At 71.1% G+C, this 13,513-nt stretch carries 13 protein-coding genes; 8 read left to right on the forward strand and 5 right to left on the reverse strand.

Features of this window, described 5'->3' with window-relative positions; all coding sequences use genetic code 11:
• The first annotated feature begins 44 nt into the window (after positions 1-44).
• Positions 45-473 (forward strand): DUF1707 domain-containing protein, encoded by a 429-nt coding sequence (locus tag MTP10_RS29950; protein ID WP_310713295.1) that lies wholly within the window; start codon positions 45-47, stop codon positions 471-473.
• Positions 474-788: 315 nt separating this feature from the next.
• On the forward strand, positions 789-1,958 hold the full coding sequence (locus MTP10_RS29955) for an acyltransferase family protein (RefSeq protein WP_310713297.1): 1,170 nt from the start codon (positions 789-791) through the stop codon (positions 1,956-1,958).
• Between the two features lie 71 nt (positions 1,959-2,029).
• Here the strand turns inward: MTP10_RS29955 and MTP10_RS29960 are convergent, their stop codons facing one another.
• The 3 genes from MTP10_RS29960 to MTP10_RS29970 form a co-directional block, all read right to left on the reverse strand.
• Entirely contained in the window at positions 2,030-2,383 is a 354-nt protein-coding gene (locus MTP10_RS29960) for a nuclear transport factor 2 family protein (protein WP_310713298.1), read from the reverse strand.
• A gap of 40 nt (positions 2,384-2,423) precedes the next feature.
• Positions 2,424-2,858, reverse strand: coding sequence for a MarR family winged helix-turn-helix transcriptional regulator (locus MTP10_RS29965; protein WP_310713299.1), 435 nt, complete (start codon positions 2,856-2,858; stop codon positions 2,424-2,426).
• Positions 2,859-2,971: 113 nt separating this feature from the next.
• Entirely contained in the window at positions 2,972-3,703 is a 732-nt protein-coding gene (locus tag MTP10_RS29970; RefSeq protein ID WP_310713301.1) for a helix-turn-helix domain-containing protein, read from the reverse strand.
• A 287-nt stretch (positions 3,704-3,990) separates the two neighbouring features.
• Between MTP10_RS29970 and MTP10_RS29975 the strand changes: the two genes are divergently transcribed.
• Entirely contained in the window at positions 3,991-5,223 is a 1,233-nt protein-coding gene (locus MTP10_RS29975; protein WP_310713303.1) for a serine hydrolase domain-containing protein, read from the forward strand.
• A gap of 216 nt (positions 5,224-5,439) precedes the next feature.
• Here MTP10_RS29975 and MTP10_RS29980 read toward each other — a convergent pair whose 3' ends face one another.
• Positions 5,440-6,156: an FCD domain-containing protein gene (locus tag MTP10_RS29980; protein ID WP_310713305.1), complete on the reverse strand. Its 717-nt coding sequence runs from the start codon at positions 6,154-6,156 to the stop codon at positions 5,440-5,442.
• 142 nt (positions 6,157-6,298) lie between these two features.
• Here MTP10_RS29980 and MTP10_RS29985 point away from each other — a divergent pair, with 142 nt between their 5' ends.
• From MTP10_RS29985 to MTP10_RS30005, 5 genes are read left to right on the forward strand one after another with little or no spacing between them, the layout of a single operon-like run.
• Entirely contained in the window at positions 6,299-7,906 is a 1,608-nt protein-coding gene (locus MTP10_RS29985) for an ABC transporter substrate-binding protein (RefSeq protein WP_310713307.1), read from the forward strand.
• A 6-nt stretch (positions 7,907-7,912) separates the two neighbouring features.
• A complete protein-coding gene (locus MTP10_RS29990; RefSeq protein WP_310713309.1) occupies positions 7,913-8,872 on the forward strand; it encodes an ABC transporter permease in 960 nt (319 codons plus the stop codon).
• Complete coding sequence (locus MTP10_RS29995) at positions 8,869-10,821, forward strand: dipeptide/oligopeptide/nickel ABC transporter permease/ATP-binding protein (protein ID WP_310713311.1); 1,953 nt, start codon at positions 8,869-8,871, stop codon at positions 10,819-10,821. Before MTP10_RS29990 ends, MTP10_RS29995 begins: the two co-directional genes overlap by 4 nt.
• Positions 10,805-11,806 carry an ABC transporter ATP-binding protein gene (locus MTP10_RS30000; RefSeq protein ID WP_310713312.1) on the forward strand — a complete coding sequence of 334 codons (1,002 nt, stop codon included), beginning with the start codon at positions 10,805-10,807 and terminating at the stop codon, positions 11,804-11,806. Before MTP10_RS29995 ends, MTP10_RS30000 begins: the two co-directional genes overlap by 17 nt.
• A 2-nt stretch (positions 11,807-11,808) precedes the next feature.
• Positions 11,809-12,735, forward strand: coding sequence for a dihydrodipicolinate synthase family protein (locus MTP10_RS30005; RefSeq protein ID WP_310713432.1), 927 nt, complete (start codon positions 11,809-11,811; stop codon positions 12,733-12,735).
• Positions 12,736-12,851: 116 nt separating this feature from the next.
• On the opposite strand, the gene MTP10_RS30010 is transcribed toward MTP10_RS30005, so the two are convergent.
• Entirely contained in the window at positions 12,852-13,415 is a 564-nt protein-coding gene (locus MTP10_RS30010; protein WP_310713314.1) for a hypothetical protein, read from the reverse strand.
• Between the last annotated feature and the right edge of the window lie 98 nt (positions 13,416-13,513).

Consider the following 13,513-nt stretch of genomic DNA (forward strand, 5'->3'; position numbering starts at 1 on the left):
AGTGGACGGGCAGCACGACAGGCGACACCCGGGAAGGCAGGCAGATGGACGAGCGGCGCGAGGTACGGGCCTCCGACGGTGACCGGGAGGCGGCCGCCGAGCGGCTGCGGGTGGCCGTGGAGGAGGGCTGCCTCGACTTCGGCGAGTTCGACGAGCGGGTCGGGCTCGCCTACCAGTCGGTGACGCGCCGCGACCTGGCCGAGCTGGTCGCCGACCTCCCGGACCCCGGCCTGCCCGCTCCGGACCCCGCGAGCCCGCCGCCGGGACGGCCCTCCTTACCCGGCTGGCTCAAGGTGGCGTGGGCCGTCTGGGGCGTGGCCCTGGTCGTGAGCGTCGCGAGCTGGGTGGTGGAGGCGCTGTCGGATCCCTGCCCGGTGGAGTTCTCGCCCGGCGGCCTGGCGGGGCCGGGAGTCGTCCTGCTCGTCCTGACGGTGGTCCTGCGCCGCCGCTCCGCGCCCCCGTCGGCGGGCTGACCCGTGGACCCACGTCCTGCTCCGGGACGGGGCCGGGCCCGCACGGACCAGGCTTCACAGTCCCGTCCCGCCCGCGCCACGCGCCCCGACCCCGCTCCCCGCCCGAAGCCCGCACCCCGCCCGGCCCCCGCACCCCGCCCCGCGTCGTCCTCGCGCCCTCCACGCGGAGAAGGGCGATCGTCGGGAGCGGAACGCCCGGGAGGGAAGCGCCCCGAGGACCCGCGCCCCTTCGAGGGCCGGCCCTCCGAAGAGGGGAGTGCCGGAGAGGAGCGGGTCCCCGGTCGGTCAGGGGGAGCCGGGGGAGGCCCCGGGCGGGTGGCTGAGCTGGACTTCGTGCGGGTGCTCGTGGTGGTCGGCCTCGTGCTGTTCCATTCGTCCCTGGTCTTCGACGTCAACGACGACTTTTACGTGAAAAATGCGGAAACAACCGGCATAACGACAATATTCGCCGGTTTCGGCGTTTTATGGGCGATGCCGCTGCTGTTTCTCATCGCCGGCTTCGGCGCCTGGCACTCGCTCCGCCGGCGCGGCCCCGGCGGGTTCGCCCTGGAGCGGTTGCGCCGCATCGGCGTCCCTCTCGTGTTCGGCACGACCGTGCTCGTGCCGGTGCCGCAGTGGCTGCGGCTGCGCGCCGACCCCGCCTACCACGAGTCGTACCTGGCCTTCCTGCCACGCTTCTTCGACATCCGGGTGGAGCCGTGGGAGTTCCCGTTCGTGCTGCAGGGCGACAGCTTCGAGACGGGTCACCTGTGGTTCCTCCTCCTGCTGCTCGCGTTCGCGCTCATGCTGGCGCCCGTGGTGCGCTGGTTCCCCGCCGCGGGCGCCCGCGCGCTCGGCGGCGGACTCGCGGCGCTGGCGCGGCGGCCCGGCGCGGCGCTGCTGCCGGCCCTGCCGCTGGCGCTGGTCAGCGCGGTGCTGGGGCTGGAGGAGGAGTACGCCGGCTGGAGCCGCTGGGCGTATCTGCTGTTCTTCGTCTACGGGCTGATGCTGGCCTCCGACGAGCGGCTTCGGGACGCCCTGCGCCGCGACAGGCGCGCGGCCGTGGTGGGCGGCCTGCTGCTGCCGGCGGTGGGCCTGCCGTTGTTCCTGGTCGCGGAGGGTGACGCGTTCACGGACCTGAACCCGACGGCGATGGTCGCGCGCGCCCTGTACGGCGCCGCGGGCTGGTGCTGGCTGGTGGGCATCATGGCGCTCCTCGACCGCCGCCGCCCGTCCCAGGGGGCCGGTGGCGGCGGCGGGAGGCGGCTGTACGCCTACCTGTCGGAGGGGGTGCTTCCCCTGTACGTGCTGCACCAGCCGATCGTGGTCGTGGTGGCCTTCTGGGTGGTGCGCTGGTCGGTGCCGGGGCCGGTCAAGTTCGTGGCCATCGTGGCGATGTCGCTGGTGCTGATCCTGGCCGCGTACGACCTGCTGGTGCGGCGCACGGCGGTGACGCGCTTCCTGTTCGGCATGCGCCCCGCCCGCCGCGGAGGGACCCCGTCATAGGACCGTGCGGGGACCCGTCACAGGGCGGTGCGGGGACCCGTCACAGGGCCGTGCGGCCCCGCGCGGCCGGGTCACTCGGGGCGGCGCAGGGTGGACATGCCCCAGAGCTCGGCGATGCGCCCGTCCCGTACGCGGAAGATCTCCAGCATCGCGGGCGGCGGTTGCCCGTCGTCGTCCGTGACGCCGTGCAGCGTCGTGCGGACGGCCGCCCGGTCACCGTCCACGAGCATGTCCTCGACCACCACCCGCATGCCGGGGAACGTGGCGTGCATCCCGGACCAGGCGCGCTTGACGCTCTCGACGCCGACTGTGCCCATCGGGTGGCTGATGAAGTCCGCCGCGAAGAGGGCGTCGGCGGCGCCCACGTCGCGGGTGTTGAACGCCTCGTACATCCGCCGCCCGAGGGCGCGCACGTCGTCCGTCATCTGATCCACTCCTGTCGTGATGGGCCGGGAACCGAGGGCGTCACCGGCTCGCCCGAACGTTGGCGCGCAGCCGCGCCAGGACGCCGAGCACCCTCTGCTGGTCCTGGGGAGAAACGCCGTCGAGCAGCCGCGTCTGGTAGAGCCGGTGAGCGCTCGCCAGCCCGGCGGCCGCCTCCTCACCCGCGGGGGTCAGGCGGGCGAGGGTGTAGCGGTTGTCGGAGGGGTCGAGGCGGCGGCTGACCATCCCCTCCGCCTCGAACTCCTTGACCAGCCGCGTCACGCTCGCCCCGTCGAGGGAGAGGATCTGCCGCAGGTCGCTGTGGCTCGTCTCACCGTGGCTCCACAGCCGCGTCAGCAGCCGGACCCGCGGCCGGCTCATGCCGACGTGGTCGGCGAACGCCTCCCGGACCTCCGCGTAGGTGCCGGTCAGCTCCTGGAAGAACACGTCCTCCGGAGCGTCCTCGCTGTCCGCCATCGGCCGCCCGCCTTCTCTTGATGTTGCCAACCATTGTCGACATCAAGGATTGGCATGTCAAAAGACTCGGCGCCGGGTGGTGCGCGGGGGCGCCTTGTGAGCGAAAGGGCAAGCTAACGCTCTGTCGATCGCCTCGACATGAAATCGTGCCGCCACTGCTCGGCGGCCTGGACCAGGCTCTGGCTGACGTGCTCGAAGAACTGGCTCATGTCCTGCAACCGGGCGCCGGCAGGAGTGGTGGCGTCCAGAATCTCGGCTCCGTCACGGGCGAGACCGGCGATTGTGGCGTTCTGCCGGGCGCTGACCAGCCAGGCCCGGTACCAGACGTCGGGGTCGATGACGTACCGGTCGCGCCGCCGCCGGGGATCGCGTTCACGCCGGATCAGCTCATGCTGTTCGAGCTCGCCGATGGCCTTGGAGATGGACGCCGGGCTGACCTGGAGACGCTGGGCGAGTTCGGCGGCGGTGAGGCTGCCGCTGTCGGTGGTGTACAGGCAGGTGAGTACCCGGGCGGTCATGCGCGGCAGCCCTGTCGTGATCATCGCCGCGGTCAATCGTTCCTCCAGGGCGTGAACCGCTTGGGGGTCTCGCCCGGGTGCGCCGGTGGCAGCCGGTGGCGCCGGAGCCGGGGCGGGGGCCTGCTTACGGCGGCGAGCCCGGCCTTCAGTTGCCTGATGTGCCCGGTCGGCCTGGTAACCGTCGGCTCCACCGTTGCGGGTCACCTCCCGGGTGATGGTGGAGATCGGTCGTTGCAGGTGCTTGGCGATCTCGGTGTAGGTGAGTCCTTCGGCCAGCCCCGTGGCGATGTGCCGGCGGTCCTGGTAAGTCAGCCTGCCTCCCGGCATTGGGCGTGCCTCCTGTCGCTGTGCCATGCCCAGCCCGCTCGGATGTGTCCGCGGACAGTGGACAGTATTGCGTTCGTCGACATCTCATTGCAAGTCGGTTCATCCGACTTGCATTCGTTGGCATACTCATTGCAAGTTAACAGTGAGATGACCTGGCAAAACGCGCTACTTCCTGGATTTGAGTTGCCGAATTTCTGAATGCAAGCTAGCTTTTGATCTGCGCCGAATGAGTACTATCGCGAAGCGATCAGTTTCGCGCTGACGTCCCCCGCCCGGAAGGAATCGACATGACCAGATCTCTCCCCTCAACCGCAGGGCTGCTCATCACCGCCGTGACGTTGGCGGGGGCCGCGACGGCGGCTCCCGCGGCATCTGCCGCCGCGGCGGACACCCCCGATCACGCCCGTGTCCAGAAGGCGCTCGACCACGCCGTGGCCGACGGCGGTGTGCCCGGCATGGTCGCCGAGGTTCGCGACAGTCGTGGGCGGTGGGTCGGCCTGGCCGGGGTGGCCGACACCCGAACCGGCCGCGAGCGCCGGCCGCACGAGCGGTTCCGTATCGGCAGCGCCGCCAAGCCGTTCACGGCCACCGTGGTCCTGCAGCTGGCGGCCGAAGGAAAGCTGAGCCTCGACGACACCGTGGACAAGTGGCTGCCCGGCCTCGTCAAGGGCAACAACAACGACGGCGGCACGATCACCATCAGGCACCTGCTCAACCACACCAGCGGGATCTTCAACTACGGCAACGACAAGGAGGAGTTCGCCAAGTTCTCCGGCCCCGCGTGGCTCGAGCACCGCTACGACACCTACACGCCCGAGCAGCTCGTGAACATCGGCCTGCGCAATCCGCGCTCCTTCGAAGCGCCGGGTGACGGCTTCGTGTACTCCAACACCGGCTACATCATCGCCGGGATGATCGTCGAGAAGGTGACCGGCAAGACGCTCGCCGGCGAGATCGAGCGGCGGATCGTCCGCCCGCTGGGCCTGACGGGGACGTACCTGCCGGGCAAGGAAACGAAGATCCGCGGACCGCACCCACGGCACTACTCGACGTTGTTCGCCGCCGAAACCGACGCCAAGGTCTACGACGTGACCGACCAGAGCGCCACCACCGGCTGGGCGGCCGGCGGCGTGGTCTCCACGGTCGGCGATCTCCAGCGATTCAGCAGCGCGCTGCTGCGCGGCAAGCTTCTTCCGCCCGCCCAGCAGCGGGAGATGTTCACCATGGTCAAGACCGGGGTCAAGATGCCGGACGGTACCTGGAAGGACACGTGGATCCCCGGCACCACGTACGGTACCGGCGTCTTCTCGTGGGAACTGTCATGCGGTGTGAAGGTATGGGGCATCGGCGGCGCCATCACCGGTGGGTTCACCTTCGCGATGGGCACCCGGGACGCCGAGCGCGTGATCGCCATCAACATGAACATCGACCAGTACGGCCAGAACAACTCGCTCGACATCTCCAAGACCGTGTTGCAGGCCGAGTTCTGCCCATCCGGTTCCCGGACGCCGAGCAAGTGACGGCGGGGACGGGCGCCGCTTCCGCACCGGGGAAGCCGCGCCCATCCCGCCACCGTTCCGCTCCTTCCTGGCTGTACGCCCGAACCGAACGCCCGAAGACTTGATCCCGCGGGGGCCGGCGCCTCGCCCGAGAGGTTGCCCGGCCCCCGTGAGGGGATCGCCTTCGCGTGGAGATACGGCCCTGCTCGCGTTTCGGCTCAATCCCGTAGCCGGTGATCAGAGAGGGCGCGGTCCGAGACGCTCCAGGCGGTTGCGGACGCCCTCGAAGTGCGCCTCGACCGCCGCTGTGGCCGCCGCCCGGTCGCCCGCCGTGACCGCCGCCAGGATGTCGCGGTGCCGCCTGGCCACGTCCGCCGGCGCCTCGTCCGGCGTGCCGATCTCATCGCGGAGCTGGTGGTAGACGTCCCAGAACGCCCCGAGGAGCTGGCTCACCAGCGGGTTGCCGAGCGGCCGGTAGAGCAGGTCGTGGAAGAGCCGGTCCGTCTCGGGAGGGACCGCGCCGACCTGGGCCTCGGCCTCCATCCGGGCCATCACCTCGGTCACTGGAGCGAGGTCGGCCTCGTCGCCGAGGTCGATGAGGCGCACCACCAGGCCGCTCTCCAGGACCTCCCGGATCTCGGTCAGGTGGCCGAGATGGTTGCGGCCGTCCTGGAGCGTGATGCGGCTGTGGAAGGCCAGCTCGTCGACCAGGCCGGCGAGCGACATCCGCCCGACGAACATCCCGAACCCGTGGCGGATCTCCACGATCCCGACCGCCTGGAGGGCCTTCAGCGCCTCACGGACGGAGTTACGGCTGATGTCCAGCTCCTCCATCAGCTCCGACTCGGTCGGCAGCGGGTCGCCCGCGACCAGCCCGCGCCTGAGAATCAGGTCCTTGACGCCCTCTTGGGCCTCCACGGCCCGGCTGAGCCGGGAGCGCGGGACAGTCGTCATGAAGAATCCCTCTCTGGTAGGCGCTTAGGTAACATTCCGGAAATCTCCTGTTGACCTCAAGCGCTCCCCGCCTCTAGCGTCCACGTTACGCACAACATAGGACATGGGATGTCCCACGTTCTACCCCTTTCAGGAGGCATCCGTGAGCTCTGACCTCAGCCGCCGCGACTTCCTGCGTTACAGCGGGGCAACGGGGGCGGCGGCGTTCATCGCGGCCACCCTCACCGCCTGCTCGGGAGGCCCCGCCTCCACGGGCTCGGTCGGGGCCGGCTCGAACAAGGACCTCATCACCGCCGTCATCGGGTACGGCAACGACCAGAGCTGGGACCCCACCCAGACGGCCTCGGCCTTCGCCATGGCCGGCATCACGCACATCTACGAGGGCCTGCTCGACACCGACCCGATCACCCGCGAGCCGTACCCGGCGCTGGCGACCGCGCTGCCGTCGGACCTGAACGCGACGACCTGGACGTTCACCCTGCGCGAGGGCGCCAAGTGGCACGACGGGCAGCCCGTCACCGCCGACGACGTCGTCTTCACCTACCAGCGGGTCCTCGACCCGGAGGCCAACGTCCTCGTCGGCAACTTCTTCCGTTCCTGGCTCCAGGAGGTCAAGAAGGTCGACGACCGGACCGTGGAGCTGGTCTTCAAGTTCCCCTTCCCCGACGCCGCGCCCCGGCTCACGATCGCCAAGATCATGCCCAAGCACGTCTTCGGGCAGCCGGGCGCCTGGGACGCCGCCAAGGGCGGCAAGGCCGTCGGCTCGGGGCCGTACAAACTGACCGCGCACAACCCCAAATCCAACACCACCTTCGAGGCGTTCGACGGCTACAACGGGCCCCGCCCGGCCGCGGCCAAGAAGATGAACTGGCTGAGCATCGTGGACGCCTCCGCCCGGGTCGCCAAGATCTCCGGCTCGTCCGCCGAGGCGCAGATCGCCGACAACATCCCGTACGCCAACGTGGACCAGCTCAAGCAGCAGGGACTCACGGTCGAGGGCGGCGCGGGCATGAACCACCTGTTCCTCATGTTCAACACCGGCGCGAAGCCGTTCGACGACGTCCGCGTCCGCCAGGCCCTGCACTACGCGATCGACAAGAAGAAGCTCATCGACGTGGCGCTCAAGGGCCACGGCACCGCCTCCAGCTCGTTCCTCAACGAGGGCCACCCCGACCACAAGCGCGCCGCGGTCGTCTACGACTACGACCCCGACAAGGCCAAGGCGCTGCTCAAGGAGGCCGGGGTGAGCAACCTGACGGTCAACCTCATGTCGGTGAACGTGAGCTGGCTCGTGGACTGCCTGCCCACCATCGCCGCCTCCTGGGAGGCCATCGGCGTCAAGACCACGCTGGAGCCGCAGGACACGGCCGCGCTGTTCGCCAAGATGGACCAGTTCCAGGACTACCAGGTGGTCGCCGCCGCCTCGAACCCCAACCAGTTCGGCATGGACGCCGACCTGATCATGCGCTACAACTACGTCTCCGGTGGCCTGTGGATGAAGTACAGCCACTTCGAGGGCAGCAAGGACGCCAAGACGCTGTTCGCCATGATGGACGAGGCCACCAAGCAGCCCGACAGGACGAAGAAGGCCGAGCTGCTGCACAAGTACCTCGACCTGATCGCCGAGCAGGCCGTCGTCTACCCGGTCGTGCACACCGAGCTGATGACCGCCTGGGACCCGAAGAAGCTGTCCGGCGTGCGCGCGCAGCCGTACCCGGGCATCAACGTGCTCCAGACCAAGCGCGTCTGAGCCGCCATGGTCCTCATCGCCCGCCTGCTCGTCCGGCGCGTCCTCATCCTGGTGCCGCTGGTGCTCGGGGTCGTCGCGTTCGTGTTCATCGTGATGCGCTTCTCCAACAGCAAGCCGGAGTACGCGTACTTCCAGGGCGCGAACCCGACCCCCGAGCAGATCCACCAGTTCCAGCTGGAGAACGGTCTGCTCGACCCGCTGCCGCTGCGCTACCTGCGCTTCGTCGCCGACCTGGTGCGCGGGGACATGGGCACCAGCGTGCTCACCCGCAAGCCGGTCATCGAGTCGGTGACGACGGCGCTGCCGCTGACGCTCCAGCTCACGTTCCTCGGCCTGGCCGTGGCCGTCGGGCTGGCGCTCTTCCTCGGCGTCACCGCCGCGCTGTTCCGCGACCGCTGGCCTGACCAGGTGATCCGCATCGTCTCGCTGGTCGGGGTCGCGGCGCCCGCGTTCTGGCTGGCGCTGCTGTTGATCCAGTGGCTGGCCGTCGGCGAGGGCCTGTTCCCGACGGGCGGCTACATCAACCCGGCCGACTCCTTCTCCGGCTGGCTGCGCTCCATGACGCTGCCCGCCCTGTCGCTGTCGCTGCCGGCCGCCGCCCAGCTCACCCGCGTCATCCGCACGTCCATGGTCGAGGAGCTGGACCGCGACTACGTCCGCACCGCCATCGGCAGCGGCCTGCCGCCCGTCGTCGTGGTCGGCCGCAACGTGCTGCGCAACGCCCTCATCAACCCGCTGACCGTGCTCGGCCTGCGCATCGGCTACCTCATCGGCGGCACCGTCGTCATCGAGCAGATCTACGGCCTGCCCGGCATGGGCCAGCTCATGATCAACGCGGTGCGCGACGGCGACCCGGCCGTGGTGCAGGGCGTGGTGCTGACCATCGCCGTCGGCTTCATGGTCGTCAACCTCGCAGTCGACATCCTCTACCTGCTCGTCAACCCCCGCCTGAGGAGCGCCGCATGAGACGTGCCCTGGGGGAGCGCCTGTCCCGGCCCGGCATCGGCTTCCGCCGGCTGCGCCCGCTGTCGTGGGCCGCCCTCGCCGTCATCGCGCTCGTCGTGCTCGCCGCCCTGCTCGCGCCGTGGATCGCGCCCCACTCGCCGTACGTGCAGGAGGCCGCCGGCGGCGGCCCGTCCGCCGGGCACTGGATGGGGCTCGACAGCGCCAACCGCGACATCCTGTCCAGGCTCCTGTACGGCGCCCGCTGGTCCCTGCTCATCGGCCTCGGCGCGACCGGCCTCGCCCTGGTGGCCGGGGCGGTCGTCGGCGCGGTCGCGGCCACCTCCCGCAGGGGCGTGGACGAGACGCTCATGCGGGTGCTCGACGTCATCATGGCCTTCCCCGGCATCGCGCTGGCCGCGGTGCTGGTGGCCGTCTTCGGCGGCAGCATCCCGGTGCTGGTCATGGCCATCGCGTTCCTCTACATGCCGTCCGTGGCCCGGGTCGTGCGGGCCAACGTCCTGGCCCAGTATGGCGAGGACTACGTGGCGGCCGAGCGTGTCATCGGTGCCCGCACCCCGCACATCCTGCTCCGGCACGTGGCCGTCAACTGCGCGGCGCCGGTGCTCGTGTTCTGCACGGTGATGGTGGCCGACGCCATCGTGCTGGAGGCGTCGCTGTCGTTCATCGGCGCCGGCGTCCGCCCCCCGAACCCGTCCTGGGGCAGCGTCATCGCCGACGGCAAGAACCTCGTGCTGCTCGGCGGCTGGTGGGCGACGGTCTTCCCCGGCCTGTTCATCCTGCTCACCGTGCTGGCCCTGAACATCCTGTCCGAGGGCGTCTCCGACGCCTGGGCCGCGCCCGCGGCCAAGAAGGCCGTGCCCGTCAAGGACGACCCGGTGGAGCGCGCCGAGCCCGGCTCCGGGGAGCTCGTCGAGCTGCCCGGCCTGGCCGAGGCCGCCCGCCGACTAGCCGAGCGGGCCCGGCCCCTGCCGTCGGGGCCGCCGATCCTGTCGGTGGAGCGGCTGCGCATCGGCTTCACCGGGGGCGTTGACATCGTGGACGGGGTCGCCTTCGACGTACGGCCCGGCGAGGTGCTGGGCCTGGTCGGCGAGTCGGGATGCGGCAAGTCGCTGACCGCGCTGACCATCATGGGCCTGCAACCCCGTGAGGCCCGCGTCAGCGGCCACGTCCGCTTCGACCAGCGGGAGCTGCTCGGTCTGCCGCGCAAGGCCCGCCGCCGGCTGCTCGGCCACGACATGGCGATGATCTACCAGGACGCGCTGTCGTCCCTGAACCCCGCCATGACCATCAAGGCCCAGCTCAAGCAGGTCACCCGCCGCGGCGGCCGCCGCTCGCCCGCCGAGCTGCTGGAGCTGGTCGGCCTCGACGCCGGCCGTACCCTGTCGGCGTACCCGCACGAGCTGTCCGGCGGGCAGCGGCAGCGGGTGCTCATCGCGATGGCGCTGTCACGCGAGCCCAGGCTGATCGTCGCCGACGAGCCCACCACCGCGCTCGACGTGACCGTACAGGCCCAGGTGATCGAGCTGCTGCTGCGGCTGCGCGAGGAGCTGGGGTTCGCGCTGATCCTCGTCTCCCACGACCTCGCGCTCGTCGCCGACGTCACCGACCGGGTCGTCGTCATGTACGGCGGGCAGATCGTCGAGACCGGCGCCACGGCGGCGCTCGTCGGCGCGCCCGCCCACCACTACGCCCGCGGGCTGCTCGGCTCCGTGCTGTCCCTTGAGTCGGGGGCCGAGCGGCTCACCCAGATCCGCGGCGTCGTGCCGCCGCCCTCGGGGTTCCCCGCCGGATGCCGGTTCGCCGACCGGTGCCCGATGGCGACCGCCGTGTGCTGGACCGACGCGCCACCGCTGGAGGGCGACGCGCACCGGCACGCGTACGCCTGCCACCATCCGGCGACCACGCAGCCGGCCGGCCTGGAGACCGCGGGGAGTGAGCACCTTGCTTGAGCTCAAGGACGTCCACGTCGTCCACAAGGCGCGCACCGGCGGGCTGTTCTCCCGCGACCGCGTCCACGCCCTGACCGACGCGAGCCTGACCGTCGCCCCCGGTGAGACCGTCGGCGTGGTCGGGGAGTCCGGCTGCGGCAAGTCCACCCTGGCCAGGGTCCTCGTCGGGCTGCAACGGCCCACGTCCGGCACCGTGTCCCTGAACGGCCGCGACCTGTGGGCCATGAACGACGCCGAGCGCCGCGCCCTCGTCGGCACCGGCGTGGGCATGGTGTTCCAGGACCCGTCCACGGCGCTCAACCGGCGGCTCCCCGTCCGGCAGGTCCTGCGTGACCCGCTCGACGTGCACCGGCGCGGCACGCCCGCCGAGCGCGACGCCCGGGTCCGCGAGCTGCTCGGCCTCGTCGGGCTGCCCGCCTCCGTCGCCGACGCCCTGCCCGGCCAGCTCTCCGGCGGCCAGCGCCAGCGCGTCGCCGTCGCCCGCGCCCTCGCGCTGGAGCCCGCCCTGCTCGTCGCCGACGAGCCGACCAGCGCCCTCGACGTGTCCGTACGGGCGCAGATCCTCAACCTGCTGCTCGACCTCAAGGAACGGCTCGGCCTGGCCATGGTGTTCGTCTCGCACGACATCCAGACGGTCAGGCGGATGAGCGACCGGGTGGTCAGCATGTACCTGGGGCGGATCGTGGAGCAGGCGCCGGCGCGGGCCGTACCCCTGCGGGCCCGGCACCCGTACACCCGGGCGCTGTTCTCTGCGACGCCCGGCCTGATCTCGCCCATCACCCCCATCCCGCTGACCGGCGCCGTGCCCTCGGCCACCCGGCCGCCGAGCGGCTGCCCGTTCCGTACCCGCTGCTGGCGCGCGGACGACACGTGCGCGGCGGCCTGGCCCGCCGCGACCGCCGACGGCGACGACCACCACTTCCACTGCCACCACCCGGTGGCGGCGGGAGCGACCGACCTCGACCTGATCCAGGAGCGCTCGTGACCATGCCTGACCCCGCCGGACCCGCGCCCGCGACGGGGGTGATCCCCCCGGTGTGCACCCCGATGACCCCCGAGCACGAGGTGGACGTCCGGTCGCTCACCCGGCTCGTCGACCACCTGATCGAGGGCGGCGTGGACGCGCTGTTCGTGCTCGGCTCGTCCTCCGAGGTGGCCTACCTCCCGGACGCCCACCGGCGCGTGGTGCTGGACACGGTGGTGGGCCACGTGGCCGGGCAGGTCCCGGTGCTCGCCGGAGTGATCGACATGACGACGCCCCGCGTCCTCGACCACGCGCGGGTGGCCGTCGAGGCGGGCGTGTCGGGCCTGGTCGCCACGGCGCCCTTCTACACCCGTACGCACCCGGAGGAGATCCGCGCCCACTTCCGGCTCATCGCCGACCGGACCGGGCTGCCGCTGTACGCCTACGACCTGCCGGTGTCGGTCCACACCAAGCTCCCGGCCGCCCTGCTGCTGGAGCTGGCCGCCGAAGGGGTGCTGGCCGGGGTCAAGGACTCCAGCGGCGACGACGGCGGCCTGCGGGAGGTCATCCTGGGCCGCACACCGGGGTTCAGCGTGCTCACGGGGTCGGAGGTGACGGTCGACTCGGCCCTGTGGATGGGCGCCGACGGCGTCGTGCCCGGGCTCGGCAACGTCGACCCGCACGGCTACGTCCGGCTGACCGCCTGCGCGGGCCGGGGCGAGTGGGAGGCGGCCCGCCAGGAGCAGGAGCGCCTGGTGCGGCTCTTCGACATCGTCCGGGTGGGCGGCGCCCGCATGGGGGGCAGCTCGTCGGGACTCGGGGCCTTCAAGGCGGCGCTGTACCTGCGCGGCATCATCGCCTGCCCGGTCACGGCCCCGCCCCAGATCCCCCTGAACGACGACGAGATCGGCCGCATCGGGAAACACCTGGCCACGGCGGGCCTGCTGTAACGCCTGGCCGCCCACGTCGGGACAACGACGGGGTCCGGGCTGTGACGGTGGGGGAGCCGAGCTCCCCCACCGTCAGCCGGGCTGCCGTCTTGCCAGGATCGCCATCGCTCCCGTGATCAGCCGATGTACGAGATCCAGCCGTACTCGTACTGGGTCCAGCCGTTCTCGTCCCCGCTGTGCCTGCGGCCGGTCATCACCTGGTTGGCGCCGCCCATCGAGGCGTGGTTGTTCTCCCTGACCCAGCCCTCCAGCTGCCTGGGGGTGATCTGCACCGCCTGGCCGCCCAGGAACAGCGCGCCGCTGTAGTAGATGGTGTCGCCGTTCTCGTCCCCGTCGTGCCGGATCCCGGTGATGGCCTGGTTCGCCGGAGTGTGGTAGTCGTGGCTGTTCTCGTCCGTCTTGGTGCCCCAGATGTCCGCCTTGAGCACCGTGACCTGGACGTTGTCGATGTAGATGCGGCCGCAGCGGAACGTGGTGTCGCCGTTCTCGTCGCCGCGGTGCTCGCGGCCGATCAGCACTTCGTTCGTCGGGCAGCTGAACTTGCTGTTCGACTGTCTCAGGGTCGAGACCTGTCCGGGACGGATCTCGATCGTGGCAGCCGCGGCGGGGCCGGCGGGGACCAGGGTGAGGGCGGCGACAGCCGTCGCCGCCAGCGCGGCCGGCAGAGACTTCATGAGCATGTCCATGTCCTTCGACGAGAGCCTGCGGTGAGCGAAATCCATGGTCGCCGTCATGACGGCGACCGTCGTCCGCCTGCGGGGTGAGCACGGGTCCGCCT

The organism is Nonomuraea sp. 3-1Str, from assembly GCF_031570565.1.
Classification (GTDB): Bacteria; Actinomycetota; Actinomycetes; order Streptosporangiales; family Streptosporangiaceae; genus Nonomuraea.

Bases quoted from the DNA above. Each gene is read 5' to 3' on its own strand.
- MTP10_RS29950 (WP_310713295.1), top strand. From the start codon at position 45: ATGGACGAGCGGCGCGAGGTACGGGCCTCCGACGGTGACCGGGAGGCG.
- MTP10_RS29960 (WP_310713298.1), bottom strand. From the start codon at position 2,383: ATGACGGACGACGTGCGCGCCCTCGGGCGGCGGATGTACGAGGCGTTC.
- MTP10_RS29965 (WP_310713299.1), bottom strand. From the start codon at position 2,858: ATGGCGGACAGCGAGGACGCTCCGGAGGACGTGTTCTTCCAGGAGCTG.
- MTP10_RS29970 (WP_310713301.1), bottom strand. From the start codon at position 3,703: ATGCCGGGAGGCAGGCTGACTTACCAGGACCGCCGGCACATCGCCACG.
- MTP10_RS29975 (WP_310713303.1), top strand. From the start codon at position 3,991: ATGACCAGATCTCTCCCCTCAACCGCAGGGCTGCTCATCACCGCCGTG.
- MTP10_RS29980 (WP_310713305.1), bottom strand. From the start codon at position 6,156: ATGACGACTGTCCCGCGCTCCCGGCTCAGCCGGGCCGTGGAGGCCCAA.
- MTP10_RS29990 (WP_310713309.1), top strand. From the start codon at position 7,913: ATGGTCCTCATCGCCCGCCTGCTCGTCCGGCGCGTCCTCATCCTGGTG.
- MTP10_RS29995 (WP_310713311.1), top strand. From the start codon at position 8,869: ATGAGACGTGCCCTGGGGGAGCGCCTGTCCCGGCCCGGCATCGGCTTC.
- MTP10_RS30005 (WP_310713432.1), top strand. From the start codon at position 11,809: ATGCCTGACCCCGCCGGACCCGCGCCCGCGACGGGGGTGATCCCCCCG.
- MTP10_RS30010 (WP_310713314.1), bottom strand. From the start codon at position 13,415: ATGCTCATGAAGTCTCTGCCGGCCGCGCTGGCGGCGACGGCTGTCGCC.